Annotated in this window: 21 protein-coding genes; 13 read left to right on the forward strand and 8 right to left on the reverse strand. The window is 61.1% G+C overall.

All coding sequences use genetic code 11. From position 1 onward, the window contains the following. Nucleotides 1-245: 245 nt before the first annotated feature. The 4 genes from ACNA0I_RS20955 to ACNA0I_RS20970 all read left to right on the forward strand — a co-directional run bounded on the left by ACNA0I_RS20955 (nt 246) and on the right by ACNA0I_RS20970 (nt 3,416). The gene (locus tag ACNA0I_RS20955) at nt 246-923 is read left to right on the forward strand and encodes a GntR family transcriptional regulator (RefSeq protein ID WP_415807964.1); all 678 of its coding nucleotides are present in this window, start codon (nt 246-248) and stop codon (nt 921-923) included. Nucleotides 924-930: 7 nt separating this feature from the next. Further along, nucleotides 931-2,016, forward strand: coding sequence for an isocitrate/isopropylmalate dehydrogenase family protein (locus ACNA0I_RS20960; protein WP_415807965.1), 1,086 nt, complete (start codon nt 931-933; stop codon nt 2,014-2,016). A gap of 99 nt (nt 2,017-2,115) precedes the next feature. Next, the gene (locus ACNA0I_RS20965) at nt 2,116-3,105 is read left to right on the forward strand and encodes a Bug family tripartite tricarboxylate transporter substrate binding protein (protein ID WP_415807966.1); all 990 of its coding nucleotides are present in this window, start codon (nt 2,116-2,118) and stop codon (nt 3,103-3,105) included. Between the two features lie 11 nt (nt 3,106-3,116). Beyond that, a complete protein-coding gene (locus ACNA0I_RS20970; protein WP_415807967.1) occupies nt 3,117-3,416 on the forward strand; it encodes a putative quinol monooxygenase in 300 nt (99 codons plus the stop codon). Nucleotides 3,417-3,443: 27 nt separating this feature from the next. On the opposite strand, the gene maiA is transcribed toward ACNA0I_RS20970, so the two are convergent. From maiA to ACNA0I_RS20985, 3 genes are read right to left on the reverse strand one after another with little or no spacing between them, the layout of a single operon-like run. Beyond that, nucleotides 3,444-4,088: a maleylacetoacetate isomerase gene (gene maiA, locus ACNA0I_RS20975; RefSeq protein WP_415807968.1), complete on the reverse strand. Its 645-nt coding sequence runs from the start codon at nt 4,086-4,088 to the stop codon at nt 3,444-3,446. Between the two features lie 23 nt (nt 4,089-4,111). After that, nucleotides 4,112-5,098, reverse strand: coding sequence for a 4-hydroxy-3-methylbut-2-enyl diphosphate reductase (gene ispH, locus ACNA0I_RS20980; protein WP_415807969.1), 987 nt, complete (start codon nt 5,096-5,098; stop codon nt 4,112-4,114). Then, complete coding sequence (locus ACNA0I_RS20985; RefSeq protein ID WP_415808029.1) at nt 5,098-5,553, reverse strand: FKBP-type peptidyl-prolyl cis-trans isomerase; 456 nt, start codon at nt 5,551-5,553, stop codon at nt 5,098-5,100. The genes ispH and ACNA0I_RS20985 overlap by 1 nt, the downstream gene beginning before the upstream one ends. A 206-nt stretch (nt 5,554-5,759) precedes the next feature. On the opposite strand from ACNA0I_RS20985, the gene radC reads away from it, so the two are divergent. From radC to ACNA0I_RS21015, 6 genes are all read left to right on the forward strand, one after another. Then, a complete protein-coding gene (gene radC / locus ACNA0I_RS20990; RefSeq protein ID WP_415807970.1) occupies nt 5,760-6,437 on the forward strand; it encodes a RadC family protein in 678 nt (225 codons plus the stop codon). Between the two features lie 81 nt (nt 6,438-6,518). After that, a complete protein-coding gene (gene kynB / locus ACNA0I_RS20995) occupies nt 6,519-7,148 on the forward strand; it encodes an arylformamidase (RefSeq protein WP_415807971.1) in 630 nt (209 codons plus the stop codon). 55 nt (nt 7,149-7,203) lie between these two features. Then, the gene (gene kynA / locus ACNA0I_RS21000) at nt 7,204-8,052 is read left to right on the forward strand and encodes a tryptophan 2,3-dioxygenase (protein WP_415807972.1); all 849 of its coding nucleotides are present in this window, start codon (nt 7,204-7,206) and stop codon (nt 8,050-8,052) included. Between the two features lie 148 nt (nt 8,053-8,200). Then, nucleotides 8,201-8,467, forward strand: a complete 267-nt coding sequence (locus tag ACNA0I_RS21005; protein ID WP_094822190.1) for a type B 50S ribosomal protein L31 — start codon at nt 8,201-8,203, stop codon at nt 8,465-8,467. A 118-nt stretch (nt 8,468-8,585) separates the two neighbouring features. Further along, on the forward strand, nt 8,586-10,255 hold a 1,670-nt coding region (locus ACNA0I_RS21010; protein ID WP_415807973.1), incomplete at its 3' end, for an ArnT family glycosyltransferase. Between the two features lie 57 nt (nt 10,256-10,312). Next, a complete protein-coding gene (locus tag ACNA0I_RS21015; RefSeq protein ID WP_415808030.1) occupies nt 10,313-11,734 on the forward strand; it encodes an MATE family efflux transporter in 1,422 nt (473 codons plus the stop codon). 42 nt (nt 11,735-11,776) lie between these two features. Here the strand turns inward: ACNA0I_RS21015 and ACNA0I_RS21020 are convergent, their stop codons facing one another. The 3 genes from ACNA0I_RS21020 to radA form a co-directional block, all read right to left on the reverse strand. Continuing rightward, a complete protein-coding gene (locus tag ACNA0I_RS21020; RefSeq protein WP_415807974.1) occupies nt 11,777-12,133 on the reverse strand; it encodes a hypothetical protein in 357 nt (118 codons plus the stop codon). Between the two features lie 138 nt (nt 12,134-12,271). After that, on the reverse strand, nt 12,272-13,051 hold the full coding sequence (locus ACNA0I_RS21025; RefSeq protein ID WP_415807975.1) for a sulfite exporter TauE/SafE family protein: 780 nt from the start codon (nt 13,049-13,051) through the stop codon (nt 12,272-12,274). Between the two features lie 3 nt (nt 13,052-13,054). Then, the gene (gene radA, locus ACNA0I_RS21030) at nt 13,055-14,416 is read right to left on the reverse strand and encodes a DNA repair protein RadA (protein WP_415807976.1); all 1,362 of its coding nucleotides are present in this window, start codon (nt 14,414-14,416) and stop codon (nt 13,055-13,057) included. 205 nt (nt 14,417-14,621) lie between these two features. Here radA and ACNA0I_RS21035 point away from each other — a divergent pair, with 205 nt between their 5' ends. The 3 genes from ACNA0I_RS21035 to ACNA0I_RS21045 all read left to right on the forward strand — a co-directional run bounded on the left by ACNA0I_RS21035 (nt 14,622) and on the right by ACNA0I_RS21045 (nt 17,828). Further along, entirely contained in the window at nt 14,622-16,409 is a 1,788-nt protein-coding gene (locus tag ACNA0I_RS21035) for a vWA domain-containing protein (protein WP_415807977.1), read from the forward strand. A gap of 199 nt (nt 16,410-16,608) precedes the next feature. Then, complete coding sequence (locus tag ACNA0I_RS21040; RefSeq protein WP_415807978.1) at nt 16,609-17,163, forward strand: RNA polymerase sigma factor; 555 nt, start codon at nt 16,609-16,611, stop codon at nt 17,161-17,163. Next, nucleotides 17,160-17,828 carry a hypothetical protein gene (locus tag ACNA0I_RS21045; protein WP_415807979.1) on the forward strand — a complete coding sequence of 223 codons (669 nt, stop codon included), beginning with the start codon at nt 17,160-17,162 and terminating at the stop codon, nt 17,826-17,828. The genes ACNA0I_RS21040 and ACNA0I_RS21045 overlap by 4 nt, the downstream gene beginning before the upstream one ends. 5 nt (nt 17,829-17,833) lie before the next feature. Here ACNA0I_RS21045 and ACNA0I_RS21050 read toward each other — a convergent pair whose 3' ends face one another. Beyond that, entirely contained in the window at nt 17,834-18,550 is a 717-nt protein-coding gene (locus ACNA0I_RS21050; RefSeq protein WP_415807980.1) for an SDR family oxidoreductase, read from the reverse strand. A gap of 22 nt (nt 18,551-18,572) precedes the next feature. After that, the gene (gene alr, locus ACNA0I_RS21055; RefSeq protein ID WP_415807981.1) at nt 18,573-19,703 is read right to left on the reverse strand and encodes an alanine racemase; all 1,131 of its coding nucleotides are present in this window, start codon (nt 19,701-19,703) and stop codon (nt 18,573-18,575) included. Between the last annotated feature and the right edge of the window lie 161 nt (nt 19,704-19,864).

Genomic DNA, 19,864 nt, shown 5'->3' on the forward strand with positions numbered 1-19,864 from the left:
CGCCCGGCGCGGCCAGCCCGAGCGCAATAGCGCAAGCCATCAACCATTGCCACCCCTGCTGCACCATGCTCTGCCTCCGGTTGGGTAGTGAGCGGTGACTATATCGCATCGCGAAACGCGGCCGATAAGACGGCGTGATTGCCGCGATGATTTGCTTCATTAAAGGGTTTTCCCCAACTAGTCCGCAAAACAATGTATACATTAACGTATTAGTTAACGCATGCGCAAAACTGAATTAATCCCCGATGAACGCCAAACCTCAGCCGACTGCCTCGCTGGCCGACGCCGCGTACGAACAGATTCGCCAACGCATTCTCGATAACGTCTGGCCGCCCGGACATCGCGCGCTCGAACAGGAGGTCGCGCTCGCCCTCGGGATGAGTCGCACGCCTGTGCATGAAGCGCTGGTTCGCCTGCATGCAGAACGCTTGATCGATCTGGTGCCGCGTCACGGCATGCTGGTGTTGCCGGTATCCCCGAACGACATGCGCGAAATTTATGAGGTGCTGACCGCGCTGGAATGCATGGCGGCGGAATTGCTGGCACGCAAAAAACCGACGGACGACATGCTCGCGCCGTTGAGCAAGGCGACCGATGACATGGAGATCGCGCTGGAACGCAATGATCTCGATGCATGGGCGCATGCGGACGAAACCTTTCACATGGCGCTGGTGGAGTTGGCCGGCAATCAGTTGTTGGCTGATGGCGTCATGAAACATTGGGATCGCGCCCATCGCGCGCGCATGTTCTCTTTGCGCTTGCGTCCCAAGCCCGTCAATTCGACGCGCGAGCATCGCGCACTGGTAGCCCGCTTGCGCGAGGGCGACGCCGAAGGCGCCTCCCGCGAAAACCGCGCGCATCGCGAACGCGCCAGCCGTGAGCTGTTAGCCATTTTCGATCAATTCAAACTCGCACAGATGTGAGGCACAAGTGACCAGTTACGATATTGCAGTATTGCCGGGTGATGGAATTGGCGTGGAAGTCATGAACGCCGCGCTGGAGATCCTGCGAGCGCTCGAGCCGCGCATCGGCCGCCAATTCACCCTGACCGTACATCCAGCCGGCGCACAGTTGTATGCCGACACGGGCAATGCCCTGCCGGATTCCACGCTGAAGGCATGCCGTGATGCACATGCCATTCTGTTTGGCGCGATGGGCTTGCCCCATGTGCGTGCAAAGGACGGCACGGAAGTCATTCCGCAACTCGATCTGCGCTTTGCGCTGGATCTGTATGCGGGCGTGCGTCCCATCAAGACCTGGCCCGGCCTGCCCGTGCCGCTGCGCGATCCGCGTGCCGCGCAAATCGACCTGGTGTTGGTGCGCGAAAGCACGGAAGGCTTGTTTTATGCGCGTGGCCGTGGAACGATCGAAGGCACTGGCGAGCAAGCCCACGCCCTGGATACGATGAAAATCACACATCAGGGCACGGCGCGAGTGTGCGATTTTTCGCTGCGGCTGGCCGAGCAAAGAAAAGCGGCAGGGAAACGGGGTCACGTCACCAATGTGGATAAGGCAAATGTCTTTACCTCCATGGCGTACTGGCGGCAGATTTTCGAACAGCGCGCCCAGGCCTTCCCAGGCATCACGACAGAGAATGCCTATGTCGATGCGATGGCGCTGAACTTGATCATGAAGCCCTGGCAGTACGACGTGCTGGTGACCGAAAACATGTTCGGCGACATTCTGTCCGATCTGATCGCAGCGCTGGTCGGCGGCATGGGCATGGCGCCCTCGGCGGATATCGGCGATCACCACGCCGTCTTTCAACCTGCCCATGGCACGGCGCCGGATATTGCGGGCCAAGGCATTGCCAACCCAAGCGCCATGCTGCTCTCGGCAGCCATGATGCTGGAATGGCTGGCAGACCGCCACGCGGATGCCGCCCTGGCCGAGGGGGCACACGCCATAGAAAAAGCCCTGCGGACATCGTTCGCCAATAAAGAAGTCCTGCCATTTGATTTTGGCGGCAAAAGCACGACGGCGGATATCGCCAATGCCGTGTTGCGCCATCTATAAGGCCGCGTTACCACGCGGCAGTTTATTCAAAGAATAAATGGGAGGCCACTCCCATTCCGGAGACAACGCACCCTCGAGGTGCCTCAAGGAGGAACACCCATGACCGACCCTCGCATGTCGCGCCGACAGTTTGTGGCGCTGCCGGCTGCCGCTGCGTGCCTGATGCTGCCTTCTGTAAGTGCTTTTGCGCAGAGCTACCCATCGCGTCCGATCAAAATCGTTGTCCCCTCGCCGCCTGGCGGCACCACGGATTTGATTGGGCGCCTCATCGCCAACCAGCTACAAGCCGCGTGGACGCAGCCGGTCCTGGTAGAGAACAAACCCGGAGCGGGCTTGCGCCTGGGCGCCGACTATGTAGCCAAGTCCGCCCCGGATGGTTATACGCTGCTGATGGCGGCGGTGCATCACTCAATCGCCCAGGCGGTATATAAAAAGAACAGCTACGATCTGCAAAAAGATCTCGTCCCCATCAGCATCATCGCCAACGTCCCGAATGTGCTGATCGTATCCGCCTCGCTGCCTGTCAAGAATGTGCAGGAGTTTATTGCGCTGGCCAAATCCCAGCCAGGCAAAATCTCGTACGGCAGCACCGGCTACGGCACCGCGCACCATCTGATCGGCGAACAATTCAATGACATGGCTGGCACGCAATTGCTGCATGTTCCATATAAGGGCAGCGCGCCGGCAATCACGGACTTGATGGGCGGGCAAATTCATGCCATGTTTGACACGGCGTCATCGTGCTTGCCCTACATCACGTCAGGAAAAGTCCGCGCGCTGGCAGTCACTTCGGGAAAGCGCTCGATGGCGTTGCCAGATGTGCCTACGCTGTCCGAGTCGGGTCTGACCGGATTTGACATCGCCACCTGGTTCGGCCTCATGGCGCCGGCAGGCACCCCTAAAGAAATCATTGCACAATTGCAGACTGAGATTGCCCGCATACTGGCCGTGCCGGAAATACGGCAGCAACTCAGCAACGCTGGAGCGGAACCCGTGGGCAACACATCCGAACAGATGGGCCGTCAAATTGACGCGGAAATCCAGCGCTTTTCCGCTCTCGCCAAGAAAATCAACCTGGAACTGGATTGAAGCCAACCACTATGCCAAACGCACCCTACGTCGTCTCGGTCGAGCTCGTGGTCAACCCTGAGAGGGTGGCGCAATTTTTGCCTCTCATACTGGAAAATGCCGCTGCATCGCTGAAGCACGAATCCGGTTGCCTGGTATTCGATGTATGCCAGGCAGGCGATGATAAAGCGCAAATTTTCCTGTATGAGGTCTACCAAGATGAGGCAGCGTTTCAGCATCATCTGAAGACCGAGCACTTTCTCAAATTCGACCGTCAGACAGCGCCGGACATTGTGTCTAAAACTGTGCGGATCTTTGCCCGCCTGCAGTAGGCGGGCAAATCCTGACGATACGGCGGGCTATTCGGAATCTGGCTGTTTGTCCGGCGCAGCCAGATCGAAGGCCTGCAATTCGCGGCAAGCGGCATCGATGCGCACCACGTTCGGCATCGCAGAAAGATCACATTCCAATCGGCGCGCGTTGTAAACCTGAGGCACCAGGCACAAATCGGCCAAGCCCGGGGTATCGCCATGGCAGAACTTGCCTGTCGCAGGCGAGTTGGCCAACAAGGATTCCACTGCGCCCAAGCCCAGGTCGACCCAGTGCCGATACCAGGCGTCCTTTGCCGCGTCGTCGACTTTCAATTCGCGCTTCAGGTATTTGAGCACTCGCAGATTGTTCAACGGATGCGTGTCGCATGCGATGGTCTGGGCAATGGCGCGTACACGGGCACGGCCCACGGGATCGGCGGGCAAGAGCGCGGGGGCCGGATGAGTCTCGTCCAGGTATTCGATGATGGCCATCGACTGGCCCAATGCCACATCCCCATCGATCAGCGTAGGCACCAAGGCGGCCGGGTTCAGTTGGCGATATGAATCGGAAAGCTGCTCTCCGCCGTTTTTCAACAAATGCACACCGAGATATTCGTAAGACAGGCCTTTTAGATTCAGTGCGATCCGCACACGGTACGCCGCCGAACTGCGAAAATAGCTATACAACTGCATGTTGTCTCCTCGTACACGCGAACTCAGGTGGCCGATGACGCGTCCGCCGCAGGCGCGACCTTGCGCGACAAGCCTTTGGGCAACGGGAACGCAATGTTTTCTTCCAGGCCGGACATGGTGCGAACCGACAATGCACCCAGCTCTTTCAAGCGTTGCACGACTTGCTGCACCAGGATTTCGGGCGCGGATGCTCCCGCCGAGATACCGATACGCCGGCGCCCCGCCAACCACGCAGGATCGATAGCGTCGGCGCCATCGACGAGATACGCGTCGATGCCAATACGCTCGGCCACCTCGCGCAAGCGATTGGAGTTGGAACTATTGGGGCTGCCCACCACCAGCATCAAGTCGCATTCGGGCGCCAGGAGCTTGATAGCGTCCTGGCGATTTTGCGTGGCGTAGCAAATGTCGCTTTTCTTGGGCTCGACGATATCCGGAAAGCGGGCGCGCAAGGCAGCCGATACCGTCGCGGCATCGTCCACCGACAAGGTGGTCTGCGTCACGAACGCCAGATTGGACGGATCGGTGACTTGCAGGTTTGCCACGTCTTCGGCGGTCTCTACCAGATACATGCCACCCTGAGCCTGGCCCAGGGTGCCTTCGACCTCGGGATGGCCCTTGTGGCCGATCATGATGATTTCCCGGCCGGCGGCGCGCATGCGCGAGACTTCGATATGCACCTTGGTCACCAGGGGGCAGGTTGCATCGAACACCTGCAAACCCCGTGCTTCGGCCTCTCGGCGCACCGCCTGGGACACGCCATGCGCGGAAAACACCACAATCGAGCCTGCGGGCGCCTCATCAAGCTCATCGATGAAGATCGCCCCCTTGTTGCGCAAGTCCTCGACGACGTAGCGGTTGTGCACGATTTCGTGGCGCACATAGATAGGCGCACCGTGCAATTCGATGGCGCGTTCGACGATCTCGATGGCCCGATCAACCCCCGCACAGAAGCCACGCGGCTGAGCCAGCACAACCTCGGCGTTGGCGTCAGTGACCGGATGAGTCATTACAGCACTCCTAAAATATCGACATCGACACGCAGCGATGTCCCCGCCAGGGGGTGATTGAAGTCGAACAGCGCGTAGTCGGGTTCCAGCTGCTTTAGCACGCCAGAGTAACGCCCGCCATTGGGGGCGGTGAATTCGACCAGGTCGCCCGGCTCGAAGGTGGCGTCGGCGCCCGCGTGCTCGGCCAGCATGGTGCGCGTGACCTTTTGGATCAAATCAGGATTGCGATCACCGTAGGCCTCGGCGGGCGTCAGCGTGATGCTGAATTGTTCGCCTTCGGCATGGCCCAGCAAGGCCGTCTCGAGACCCGGCGCCCATTGGCCGCTGCCCATCTGCAACGTGGCCGGACGCCCGTCGAAGGTATCGGCAAATATGGAGCCCTCTGCGGGGCCGGATGCCAACACAATGCGATAGTGCAGCGTCAAGTACGAATCAGGGCGGACGACGGGGGTCATCTGGTCGGCAGTCGTGGCGGTCAAAATGGATCACCAAAAATAGTAACGGTAAGCCCCGATTTTAGAACGACTTGGCCTGATCGGGCTGGCACTGTCCCCCACACGGCCTGGGCGTACTTATACGAGTGGGCAAAAACGTTCACTCGCGCCCCCGGGCGGAGGCTTGCCTGGCATGCTGAGGGATCGACATTCTTGCCCGCCCCGCCATGAGCCTGCCTCACGATCTGCCTGAACACGAACGCCCTCGCGAACGCTTGTTGCGCCATGGCGCCGGCGCATTGCGTGACGCGGAACTGCTCGCGCTCGCGCTGCGCACCGGAACCCGAGGAAACACAGCCATCGAAATGGGAAATCGATTGATACGCCACTTTGGCGGACTGCGGGGCCTGTTTGCCGCCTCGCCGCAGGAATTGATGTCCCTGCCCGGACTCGGCTCGGCCAAGGCGGGCGCGCTGGCCGCGGTGCTGGAACTGGCGCAGCGAGTTGCGGGCGAGCAACTGACCCGCAAACACGCACTGTCTCGGCCGTCAAACGTCAAACAATATTTCCAGATGGCACTGACACATCGCACCGTAGAACACTGCCTGGCTCTCTACCTGGATAATCAGCTCAACCTCATCGCTACCGGAGAATTGGCGCGCGGCACACTCAACCAGGCCTCGGTCTACCCCCGCGAGGTCGTGCGCGAGGCGCTGCGCCATCACGCCGCCGCGCTGATCCTGGCCCATAACCACCCTTCGGGCTCTTCCCAACCCAGCGAGGCCGATCGTGCATTCAACCAGCGGCTGAAGCAGGCGCTCGCCCTGGTCGATATCCGGCTGATCGATCACCTGATCGTCGCCGGCAACAGCGTCGTTTCCATGGCGGAGCTGGGCCTGTTGTAATGATCATGCAGACAAATAGTGGGCACGGTTGCGGTATGCTCTCTCCTATTATTTGACACCCTTTCCATATCCACCGCCCTCATGAAGCGCCTTTGGGATATTTCGCCGCCGGTCTCGGCCAGTTCGCCGGTTTTCCCCGGTGATACGCCGTATCGCCAGCAATGGAAATGGACGCTGACGCCCGATTGTCCGGTCAATGTCAGCGAAATCACCTTGTCGCCGCATATAGGCGCCCATGCCGACGCGCCGCTGCATTATGACAATGATGCGCCTGCCATCGGCAGGGTGCCTCTCGAGCCTTTTTTGGGCCCCTGTCGCGTGATCCACGCGTTTGATTGCGGGCCGCTCATCCTGCCCGAGCACCTGATGCACGCCATCGACGATCTGCCGCCACGGGTACTGGTACGCACGGCGCGTCATGCTTCGCTCGAATGGTGGACGGACGATTTCACGGCCTATGCGCCGCATACGATTGAATGGCTGGCCGAACGCGGTGTCATGCTGATCGGACTGGACACGCCCAGCATAGACCCCGCCTCCAGCAAGACCCTGGATAGCCACCACGTCATCCTGCGGCGCGACCTCCGCGTCCTGGAAAACCTGCTGCTCGATGAAGTGGAGCCCGGCGATTATGAATTGATCGCCCTGCCGTTGGCCTTGATCCAGGCCGATGCCAGCCCGGTGCGTGCAGTGCTGCGCGAACTGGACTGATTTCCCGTTCCAGCCGGTGCCCTATTCGGCAACGGCTTCCTTTCAGGTCAGGCACATGAACCCGTCTGAAACCCCCGAGAACATTGTTCGCGACGAACACGCGCAGCTCGATTTCGCCAAGGACATGACCTATGGCGAGTATCTCCATTTAGACGAACTGCTGGGCGCTCAGCATCCCCTATCGCCCGAACACAATGAAATGCTGTTCATCGTGCAACACCAGACCAGCGAGCTCTGGATGAAGCTGATGCTGCACGAACTGCGAGGCGCCATCACCCATGTGGCCCAGGATCATCTGCCCCCGGCCTTCAAGATGCTGGCCCGCGTCAGCAAAATCATGGAGCAACTGGTACATGCGTGGGACGTGCTGGCGACGATGACGCCGCCGGAATACTCCGCGCTGCGCCCCTATCTGGCCCGCTCCAGCGGTTTTCAGAGCTATCAATATAGGCAAATCGAGTTTCTGCTCGGCAACAAGAACGGCGCCATGCTCAAACCGCATGCCCACCGCACGGATCTGCTTGCGCAGGTCCAAGCGGCCTATCAAGCCCCGTCGCTCTATGACGAGTCGCTGCGGCTGCTGGCCCGCAATGGGCTGGCCATCGCGCCAAGCCACCTGGAGCGCGACTGGACGCAGCCCTATCAGGCGGACCCAAGCGTTGAAGCGGCCTGGCTGACGGTGTATCGCCACCCCGACCAGTACTGGGATCTGTATCAATTAGGGGAAAAGCTGACCGATCTGGAGGATGCCTTTCGTTTGTGGCGTTTTCGACACGTGACCACGGTTGAACGGGTTATCGGGTTCAAACGGGGGACTGGCGGCACCTCGGGCGTAGGCTATTTGCGCAAAATGCTGGACGTCGTGCTCTTTCCTGAAATCTGGACATTGCGCACGAACCTCTAGGGCATGCTAGAATATGAAGTTGCTTTTTGGATACGTGGCCTGCGAATGGGTTGGCTGCGCCGGGGATTTACCGCCCTGAGTGCTCATACCCCCGCGAGGCTGGCGACCCGCTAACCCCCCGGCAAGACCGGAAGAACCGGAATCAATCATGAAAGAAGGCATTCACCCCGAATACCGTGACGTGGTGTTCGTTGACCTGCAAACGGGCAACAAATTCATCACGCGCTCGACGCTCAACAGCCGCGAAACCATCGAACTCGACGGCAAGACGTACCCGCTCTTCAAGTGCGACGTGACGTCTGAGTCCCACCCCTTCTACACGGGTGCGCAAACCCGTATCGTCGAAACCGGCCGCGTCGAAAAATTCCGCGCCCGTTTCGCTCGTACGGCTGGCACGGTCAAATCCGCGTCGTAAACTGGCGTCTCCCAAGATGCTCAAAAAAGCAGCCTGCGGGCTGCTTTTTTTTCCATATTGATCCGATCCATCCCCGTTTCAGGGCCACAGGCCCGGACTGCTCAGTTACATTAGCTCCGTGTCTCCGATAACGCGTTCGACTCCTGCCCGGCTCACTGCCTCGGCCACCGCCAAATTACCTCGGCTAGTGCTGTTGGGACTCTCGCTGGCCTATATTCTGGCCGGCTTGTTCATGCGCGACCCCTGGAAAACGGACGATGCGGTCGGGTTGGCCACCATGATCACGGCCCTGCGCGAGGGCGGCACGACCTGGCTATGGCCACAAGTCGGCCAGCTGGCTTACGCAGAAGAAGGCCCGCTCATCACTTGGGCCGGCGCAATATGCATGCAGTTGTTCGGCCCCTGGCTGGGCGACATCACCGCCGGCAGGCTGCCCAATTTGCTATGGTTTGCGATCACCACAGGCAGCGTCTGGTATGGGACCTATCTGGTTGGACGCCGCGCAGAGGCGCAGCCGTTGGCACTGCCTTTTGGCGGTGAGCCTTCGTCACGCGACTATGGCCGCATGCTCGCCGACGCAGCGCTACTGCTGTTGCTGGCAACCGTCGGGATTCTGCAACGCACGCATGAGACCTCGGTAGTCCCTGCGATCATGGCATGGCAGGCGCTGGCCTTTTACGGTTTGGCCAGGATGCTGGATCGGCCCACTTCGGGTGCGATCACCCTGGGGGTGGCCTTGGCGGCGGCGTTTCTGACGCGTGGCTGGGTAGGAGCCCTGCCCATCATGTTGGCCGCGCTGGTGGCCTTTCATCCTCGCGGCGCTCTCTGGGCACGACGCCAATGGCTGCCGTTGACCGTAGGCGTCACCGCAGTCCTGATACTGGCCTGGTGGATCCCTGCATCGCAGGGCAGCGAATACTGGATCAGCAACTGGAAAACCTGGAATCTGTCTTCCTTTAGCTGGCCCAGTCTGTCGGATTTCGGCCGGACCGTGCGGGATCTGCCTTGGTATCTATGGCCGACCTGGCCGCTGGCCCTGCTGGCGGTATGGCGCTGGCGCGAATGGCTTTATGCGCCACACATCTGGTTCGCACTGGGACTCGCGGCGTTTGCTGCGCTGGAACTGGTATTCCTCGAAGAACCCACTGACGCCGAATTCATCATGCTGGCCGTGCCCTGCGCGGTGCTGGGCGCGTTCTCGCTGCCCACCTTGCGCCGCGGTGTGGTCAATACCCTGGACTGGTTTGCGGTGATGTGTTTTTCGCTCACCCTCGCAACGGCCTGGCTGGGATGGGTGGCATTGCATTTCGGTTGGCCCGCCCAGATTTCCCGCAATATCGCGCGGCAAACCACCGGGTACGAACCGTCGATTTCATGGGTGGCGTTCGCCATCGCTTTGGTGATCACGCTGGCCTGGGCCGCCTTGGTCGTATGGCGCCTGCGGTCGCATCCGTCGGCCCTGTGGCGCGGCACCGTCCTGTCGGCCAGCGGGCTGACGGCGACGTGGATCCTGCTGGTGCTGTTGTGGCAACCGGCGGTGGACTATGCGCGCAGCTACCGCGACATGTCGGCTGAATTGAATGCCGCCTTGGCGCAACATCGCAAACCAGGTGAATGCGTGCGCGGACTCAGCGTGGGTAGCGGCCAGCGAGCGTCCCTGTTGATTTTTGACAATCTGACGCTGAGCTACGACTCGAAATGTCCGTTGGTTCTGCAACAAACGACGCGTGAACGCCTGCGTGACGGCAATGCCGCCTATAGCGACGGCGCGACGGAACTCTGGCGCGGNGGCCGCCGCGCAGATCGCCACGAGACTTTCCGCCTGCTGCGCGTGAATCATTCGCGATGACTGCCGCTGTCCCGATCACCGGAGGGTTTGGCGCCTCCATGCTGCGTATCGTCCGACAGGCCTGGCCAGTCCTGATCAGCCAATGGGCGGGAATTGCGTTTGGCGTGCTGGACACGGCCATGACGGGACACGCCAGCGCGGCAGACCTGGCAGCGATGTCGCTGTCGATCTCGGTCTACATCACGGTTTTCGTGGGCTTGATGGGCGTGGTGCATGCACTGATTCCGATCCAGGCCCAGCACTTTGGAGCGGGACGCTATCACGAGGTCGGGCGCAGTTGGGGCCAAGGCGTCTGGCTGGCATTGGGGCTGGCCTTTGTCGGCGCCGTGTTGATGATGTTTCCGGATGTCTGGCTTTCCCTGTCGGGGGACGTTGCGCCCGAGGTACGCGAACGCGTGACCGGGTACTTACGCGCCTTGGCGCTTGCGCTGCCCGCCGCACTGGTGTTTCGTACGATTTATGCCTTGGGAACAGCGGTCTCGCGCCCCAAGATCGTCATGGTGATCAACCTGTCCGCCGTTGGGGTCAAGGCGTTGCTGAACTGGGTCCTGATCTACGGCAACCTGGGACTGCCCGCGATGGGCGCGACAGGTGCCGGCATGGCGACCGCGCTCACCTCCTGGTTGAGCTTGGGTGTCGGCTTGTGGGTAATCACCCACGACCGCTACTTTGGCCGCTTTGCGCTGACATTGGGACGCCCTGCCTGGTCCGCACAGAAAGAACTGCTGCGCCTGGGACTGCCGATGGGCGGGTCATATCTGGTCGAGGTGTCGGCCTTTACGTTCATGGCGCTGCTTGTTGCGCGCGAAGGGACGTACGTCAGCGGCGGCCACCAGATCATGTCAAACCTGGCGGCTCTCTGCTACATGATGCCCATGGCGCTGGGGGTTGCGACCGCTGCGCTGACCGCGCAATCCATCGGGGCTGGGGACCTGAGTCAGGCGCAGCGCAACAGTCTCGCCGGCATGGCGCTGGGACTGCTGGGTGCGCTGCTGACCGCCACGGTGCTGTTGGTGGGACGGCCATTGATTTTGGCGGCGTACACGGATGACCCACAGGTGGCTGCTGTCGCCAGCACGCTATTGACGATCATCCCGCTCTTTCATCTATGCGACTCGATGCAATGCATCAACTCGTATGTGCTGCGTGCCTACAAGGTTGCGGTCGTGCCGCTCTTGTTGCAGGTCGTCGCGCTGGCGGGCGTAGGCCTGTTGGGAGGATGGTGGCTGGGCTTCGGACCAGGACGCGGTGGCCTGGACTGGTTGCGCACATTGCTGCTGCCCGGCTCGCCGACGGGCGCCGGTACCATGTGGCTGATGGCCATGATGGGCTTGGCGTTATCGGCGGTTTTGTTGCACGCCTGGTATTGGAAAGTCGTGCGTAGTTACCGTGAGACTCCAGAGCCGGGCACAGCCTGATTCGCCAGAGAACCAGGCCTGGGCCGGCCGGAGAATCATTCTCTACATGGTGGTGTCGTGAGTGGACGTGCCAGCGCCAGAGGTTTTATGAGCGGTCGCATGTGCGTTTGTCGAAGTCTTTGAGGCCACAGCCTTGGCTGCCGTTTCCTTGGACGCCATGGGCTTGGATGCCTTGGTGTGAGCGGCCTTTGAACTGTGTTTTGCCGAATGCGACGCGGACGATTTGGCTGCAGGCTGCATGGATGAAACGTGTTCAGCAGTCCCCCTGTCTCGCGTCAGTGTGCGAGCATCACTCTGTGTTTTGACATCGTGCTGGCCGGCAAAAGCCGGGCCAGCGGCCAGTCCTAGGCACAGTGCGGACTGGAACAGAAAAGTGGCGATACGAGTAGGCGTTGTCATAAAGGTACTCCTAAGCAAACCGAGCCAATAGCTCGTATTCGTTGGAGGAACCCGCGTCGAAATTAGTTCGCCGTCTTTCGCAAATTTTTCGCCCGTTCACGAATGGTCATAACTGCCGAAATAATACGTGACACGCCGTCATGCCTCAAAAATCAACAGCGCCACCGTTGCAAACAGCATGGCGGCAAAGCATGCACGCAATCTCCGTTCGGGCAATCGGTAAGCCAGGCGCACGCCGACAGGCACGAACAGTAAACTGCCAGCGGCCAACGGCAGACCGATCCACCAGCTTGCCTGCCCAGCCCAACTGTACGTGATCAGTGCAATCGTAGAGCCGGGGATGATCATCGTGAGCGCCAAAGCCTGCGCAGAGGTCTGCGGCAAACGAAAGACGACCGTCAAGATCGGCACAGCCAATACCGCCCCTCCCACTCCGAAAAAGCCCCCCAAGGTGCCACACACGACACCCAGAGCGGCGGAACGTCCCGGGGTCAGTTGCGCAACGGAGCGGCTCGCTGCCTCGCTTTTCGCCACGGCAATGCGTGGCGGTTTCACGATTCGATAGACGTAGAACGCGGCGACAAAAAACAAAAAGACGGCGAAACTGATCCGCAACGTGCTGGACGAGATTCCCAAAGCCAGTTGTGCTCCCACCCATGTGAACAGCACCGCGCCTAACGCCCCTGCTCCGGCGACCCGCCGGTCGATGCGCGCTTTCTGGTTGTATTTGCGCACGGCCATGACGATCGTGGGCAGCACCATGATCAACGCCGTCCCCTGAGCCAATTGCTGAGACATATCCATCAGCAAGACCAGCGCGGGGATAGCGATGAGGCCGCCACCGATCCCCAAGACACCGCCCAGAAACCCGATCAACGCGCCGCATATCAGGCAAACGCCTATCACCCAGAGACTCATGGCTTAACGAAGCTTGTCCAGCGCTGCATCGAGGCGATCGACTGCCCAGATTTCCAGGCCCTCGACAGGCTGCTTCGGCGCATTGGCTTTGGGGATGAGGGCGATGCTGAACCCCAGCTTGGCCGCTTCGCGCAAGCGCTCTTGTCCGCGGGGAGCCGGGCGGATTTCACCTGCCAATCCGACTTCGCCAAATGCGATCAGCCCACGCGGCAAAGGCCGGTCACGCAGCGATGACATGATGGCCAGCAATACAGGCAAGTCAGCCGCCGGCTCTGTAATGCGCACGCCGCCCACGGCATTGACAAAAACATCCTGGTCAAATGTGGACACACCCGCATGACGGTGAAGCACCGCCAGCAACATGGCCAGACGATTGCCCTCCAGGCCAACCGTCAGACGCCGTGGATTGGGCGCGTGCGAGCTGTCGACCAGCGCCTGGATCTCGACTAGCAGAGGGCGTGTGCCCTCTTGAGTCGCCATCACGCAAGAGCCCGATACCTGTTGTTCGTGCTGAGACAAGAACAACGCGGACGGATTGGCCACGCCTCGCAAGCCGCGATCGGTCATGGCGAACACGCCCAGCTCGTTGACCGCACCAAAACGATTCTTGAACGCCCGCACCAAACGGAACGACGAGTGGGTATCCCCCTCGAAGTACAGCACGGTGTCAACAATGTGTTCCAACACGCGAGGACCGGCCAAGGCGCCGTCTTTGGTGACGTGGCCGATCATCACGATAGCGATGCCAGTCTGCTTGGCCAAGCGGGTCAATTGGGCCGCGCATTCACGGACCTGGGAAACCGAACCCGGCGCGGCAGTCAATTCACCACTGTATAAGGTCTGGATCGAATCGATGACAGCCACGGTAGGCTGCTGTTCAGAGACCGCTGCCTGGATGGACTCGAGACGGATTTCCGCCAACAGGCTGACGTTGCCGGTTTGCAGCCCCAGGCGGCGCGCGCGCAATGCGACTTGCTCCGCGGATTCTTCGCCTGTGACGTACAGCACCCGCGTGCTGGCCGACATGGCGGCCAGTGCCTGCAACAGCAAGGTCGATTTACCAATGCCCGGATCGCCGCCGATCAAGACGACTGCGCCGGCAACCAGGCCACCGCCCAAGACACGATCGAACTCGTCCAGCCCGGTAGGCTGTCGCGGGGTTTCGCGAGGCTCGATATCGGCCAGGCTGCGTACGGGGCTGGATGAAGCAAGCGGCGCATAGCGATGTGCGGCCGCCGCGGGCCCAGAGGACTCGATGGTTTCTTCGAGTGTGTTCCAGGCAGCGCAATGCGGGCATTTGCCCTGCCACTTGGGACTGGTGCCGCCACATTCGGCACAGACATATACGGTTCGAGACTTGGCCATGGCGCAAGTTTACTCGGCAACGGCACAGGTCTCGCAGGCAGGAGACGCTATTTCGACACGGATACGTTTGTTTGCAAAGTCGCGGCGGCGTTTTAACCCCGTTCTCATGGCTTGTGCGTTTAACCGTAGTACTCGCCAAGGAAACGCCGGGCCGCACACAGCCCATCCCTGGGAGCGCTCATCAAACAACACAAGGATCGAAACCATGACCCTGCATAACACACCGACGCGCTTTATCTGCACGGCCCTGATGGCGGCATTGCTGGCTGCGTGCTCGCCTACGACGAATGAAGGCAGCGTGTCTGCCATGAACAAGCCGGCCTCCTCCAGCGCAAATTCGCCCACCTCTCAGGCAAAGACGCAGCATGCCGCGAGCGACGCCACGCTGTCCCGCCATACAGAGGACACAAGGCGGGCTCGCCCTGCTCCGGCTCCAGCGCCCCAAAGCGAATTGGCCTCGCCGGCCTACTTGAATTCACGCACAGCCGACCCGGTTTTTCTCACGGCGCACGAACCTTATCCTCAGCAGATCGAGGACCGTGAAAACTATGCCCGTTACCAGGACAACCCTGTCATCGCGGCGCAGGAACAATCCGTTTCCACGTTCGGCGTGGATGTTGATACGGGGGCTTATACGAATGTCCGGCGCTTGTTGAATGGCGGGCAACTGCCCCCAGCCGCTGCAGTACGAGCGGAAGAATTCATCAATTATTTTGATTATGGGTATGCCGCGCCTGAGAACAAAGATACGCCGTTCAACATTGCCACCGAAGTCGCCCGAGCACCGTGGAACCCGAAGCGCCAGCTATTGAAAATCGGTGTTCAAGGTTATCAAGTCGCCCCAGCGGACATCCCTGCGTCCAACCTGGTGTTCCTGATCGATACGTCTGGCTCGATGAGTTCGCGCGACAAACTGCCGCTATTGAAAGGGGCGCTCAAGCAACTCGTGGCAGAACTGCGGCCCCAGGATCGCGTGGCGATTGTCACCTATGCCGGTCAGGCCTCGATGACACTGGACTCCACGCCCGGCGACCAAAAGGCGCGTATACGGGCAGCCATCGACGGACTGCAGGCCTCCGGTTCGACGAATGGCGCAGAGGGCCTGGACCTCGCCTATGCCCAGGCGGCAAAGGGCTTTGTCAAAGGCGGTGTCAATCGCATTCTGCTGGCCAGCGATGGGGATTTCAATGTCGGCATGGTCGACCTGGAAACGCTGAAAGAAAAGATTTCGCGTCAGCGTCAAAGCGGAATCGCCCTGACGACGTTGGGCGTAGGCGGCGGCAATTTCAACGATGCGCTGGCCGTGCAACTGGCCGACGCCGGCAACGGCAGCTATCACTACCTGGATAGCCTGCGCGAGGCTCGCAAGGTCCTGGCGACGGAGTTGTCATCCACGCTGCTGACGATCGCCCAGGACGTCAAAATCCAGGTGGAATTCAACCCGGCCGTGGTGGCCGAATACCGGCTGATCGGCTATGAGAAACGCGCGTTGGCGCGGGAGGACTTCAATAACGATCGTGTCGATGCTGGCGACATCGGGGCAGGCGCGAACGTGACGGCGCTATACGAGATCACCCCGGTTGGCGTAGCAGGGGCCAGGCTGGACCCCTTGCGCTACGGCAAGCCCACACCACCGTCCGGCTCGAGTCAAGAGTTGGCGTTTGTGCGCGTGCGCTACAAACTGCCGGGCGCATCGGACAGCAAGTTGATCGAACAGGCAGTCAAACGTGAGGACATCAAGGTCGCCAGCGCGCCTTCCACAGAATCACCGAGCAGCGCGAATGCCTTCGGCTCGGAAGGCATGCGAAGAGCCGCGGCGGCGGCAGCCTTTGCCCAGTGGTTGCGAGGCAGCAAGTATCTGGACGGCTATACGCCGACGCAAATCGCCGCACTCGCACGCAGCGCACGCGGCGACGATCCGTACGGCCTGAATGCCGAATTGGCCGCGCTGGTCGAGTTGGCGTCGGGCCTGGGTACACCGGCGGCGCAATGAGGAACACGATGGCCTCGCCATCCGTCAGCCTGCGTGGCGGATGGCTGCCCGCATTCGGAGCTGCCGTCGCAACGGCATTCGGGCCTGCCGCCAAACCGGAGCATGGACCATGCCGATAAATCCTGCATGTTGCCTGCGACCGGACCTGCCTCGCTCCCCAAGTTGGCCGCGAGCCGCCAAACGGATACACTCGGCCGCCATGGACACCTCGGGCGCCGATGACGAAACCTTGATGCAGGCCTACGGCGCCGGCGACTTGTCGGCGTTCGAGGCCTTGTATGCCCGCCATCGCGCGGGCCTGTATCGTTATTTGCTGCGCAGCACCCGCAATCCGCACACGGCCGATGATCTGTTTCAGGAAACCTGGAGCCGCGTGGTAGATGCACGGGCACGCTGGCAACCCCGGGCCAAATTCACGACGTGGCTGCTGCAGATCGCACACAATCTGGCCGTCGATACGCATCGCCGCCAGCCCGTGCATGCCAGCCCGGAGGAAACCGAGACCGCGCTGGCGACACTGGCCGCCAACGAGCACGAACAACCGGAGCATCAATTGTCTGACTTTCAGATGCGACGGCGACTGCAATTGGCAATCGAGCGCCTGCCCGACGACCAGCGACATGCCATACTGCTGCGACTGGAACATGATCTCAGCCTGGATGAAATTGCCGACGTGACCGGCGCACCACGCGAGACGGTGAAATCGCGTTTACGTTACGCCACGCAGCGTATTCGCGAGGAGTTAGACGCATGACGTCACATCCCCTGCCCCCACACGACGAAGACGACGACCAGGATCTGCGCGCACTCTACCGCTCGCTGCCACGCACGGAGCCCGGCGAAAAGCTGGATGCAGCCGTGCGGCAGGCGGCAGCCCGCGCCGCTGCGGCCGACCGCAACGTGCAACAACCGCGCCGCCGTTGGCATCCAGGCTGGGGCGTCGCCGCGACAGTAGTGCTGGCCACGGGCCTGTTTTTCCTGACGGACTTGAATCATCCGGATAGGGCCCGTCTATCCGAGGTGCCGCCGGTCGATAAGCAGTTGGCCACCCCGCCGGAAACCCTGCAACGCAACGCGCCGGCATCCGCCCCGCGAGCCCCATCACGCCCTCACGAATCCGCAGCGTTCACAAATCAAATAGACCGTCGGACACCGGCCAACCCGGAGACGGCAACATTGAAACAGAGATCGGCACCGATGGCCGTGGCGCCTGCTCCTGCGCCCTCAGCCGATCAATCCGCAGCGACCGAGGCCGCTACAGCGCCGGACGACGCCGCGCCACGCATCGCGCATATCAGAGCGCTGCTGCAACAAGGACAACGTGAAAAAGCGCTGCACGCCTTGCAAGACCTGCAGCGCGATCTCCCTGATGTGACGTTACCGACCGATTTGCAGCGGCTGTTGCCTAAACAGCCGTAGCCGCGTCAACGCCCTGCCAGACTGCCGCCGCCGTCCACACCCAGGACCTGACCAGTGATGAATCCCGCGTCATCCGACAACAGGAATGCGATCGCCGCGGCCACCTCGGTAGGCGTGCCCAACCGCTTCATCGGAATGGATGCCAGCGCGCGCCGCTCGCCTTCGCTGCCCGCGGGTTGAGCCAGACGGAACAGTTCCGTCTCGACCGGCCCCGGGGCCACGGCGTTGACCGTTACGCCGTACTCGGCCAACTCCAGCGCCCAGGTACGGGTGCAGCCGATCAACGCGCTCTTGGCGGCTGAATAGCTGGTGCGATCCAACGAGCCATGAATGGCCCGGCTCGTCACATTGACGATACGCCCCGTGCGGCGCACCTTCATCGACTCGACAAAAGTCTGCGTGACCTGCACGGCCACACGCACGTTCAAATCCATCACGCTGTACAGCGACGCCAGATCGATCTCGCCTAAAGGCTGGGGCCGCACGACGCCGACGTTGTTGACGATCGCATCGACGGGAAATTTCTCGCGGATTTCGCGCAAGACTTCCTCGGTACGACCGGCGTCCGCCAGATCACAGGCGTAGAGATAGCCCGGAAAATCAATGTGATCCGTGTTACGCGCGATTCCCACGACATGACATCCCTGATCAGCCAGCCGTTGGGTCAATGCCCAGCCAATACCTTTCGTGGCGCCGGTCACCAGCACGCATTTATCTTTCATGGGAAGCCTCGCTAAACAATGATCAAGGAGTGCGTTTGACCGGCACGCGCGGCGCCAACGCACACAATAACTCGTACCCGATGGTGCCAGCCGCCTGGGCCACCTCATCGACCGAGGGGCCATCCTGGCCCCACAGCGACACAGGTGTACCGACACCGACAGCCGGGACGCTGGTCAGATCGACCGCCAGCATATCCATCGATACGCGGCCGACGAGACGCGTGCGCGCCCCGCCGACAACGATAGGGGTACCCGTACCGGCATGCCGGGGATAGCCATCGGCATAACCACACGCGACGACGCCGATACGCATGGGCCGATCGGCGCGAAAGGTCGCACCGTATCCGATCTCGTCGCCTACAGATAAATCCTGTATCCCGATGATCTCAGACCGCAGCGACATCGCAGGCAGCAGGCCTAGTGCCTCTGCGCTCTGATCCTCAAATGGAGACGCGCCGTACAGGCAAATACCGGGGCGGACCCAATGGGCTTCGTCTCCGCGCGTCACCGCAATCTCGGGATAGCGCAGTGTCGCAGCTGAATTGCACACGCTGATCGGGCCATTGCCTAATCCCTGCGTGACGGACTCGAAAACCTGCAACGGACCCGCAACGCCCTGCGGGCCATCCGCGCACGCGAAATGCATCATTTTGCCGATGCTGCCCAGCACGCCTTGCTCGCGTAGCTGCTTCGCTCGCGTATAAGCGCTGCTGTATGCATCGGGCGCAAAGCCCAGGCGGTTCATCCCGCTGTTGAGCTTGAGCATGATATCGACTCGCCGCGACAGCCGGGCCTGCGCCACCATGTCGAGCTGCTCGCGCGTGTGCACGGTCGTGGTCAGGTGATAACGATCGACCAGTTCGAGATCGGCGGGTTGAAAAAAACCCTCAAGCAGCAAAATCGGGCCACCCCATCCGGCCTCGCGGCAGCGCACCGCCTCGGCCAGATCCAGCATGGCCAGGCCTTGCGCGGCAGAGAACCCGGCCAACGCCGCGTCTATGCCGTGGCCATAGGCGTTGGCCTTGATCACCGCCCAGATCGAGGGCGCTCGGCCCGCCGCAGCCTGCGCGGCATGGTCAAGACGACGGCGCACGACATCCAGGTTATGGCTGAGCGCGGAGACGGAAACGGCGGCGTGTATGGGGCGTGGCATCTGTAATTTCCTGTGGCGCTTAGTCTAACTGATCTACGGTGCTACGGATCAGACAAGTCCGACTTACTATTACCAATGTATCGCTGCTGTTACCGGCCGGTATCCCGCGACGCAAAACCCCCGAAAAGTGCCCCCACGCCGCGCCTTCGGCTTGCTGAAAG

Source organism: Bordetella muralis (genome assembly GCF_965139205.1).
Taxonomy (GTDB): domain Bacteria; phylum Pseudomonadota; class Gammaproteobacteria; order Burkholderiales; family Burkholderiaceae_B; genus Bordetella_A; species Bordetella_A muralis.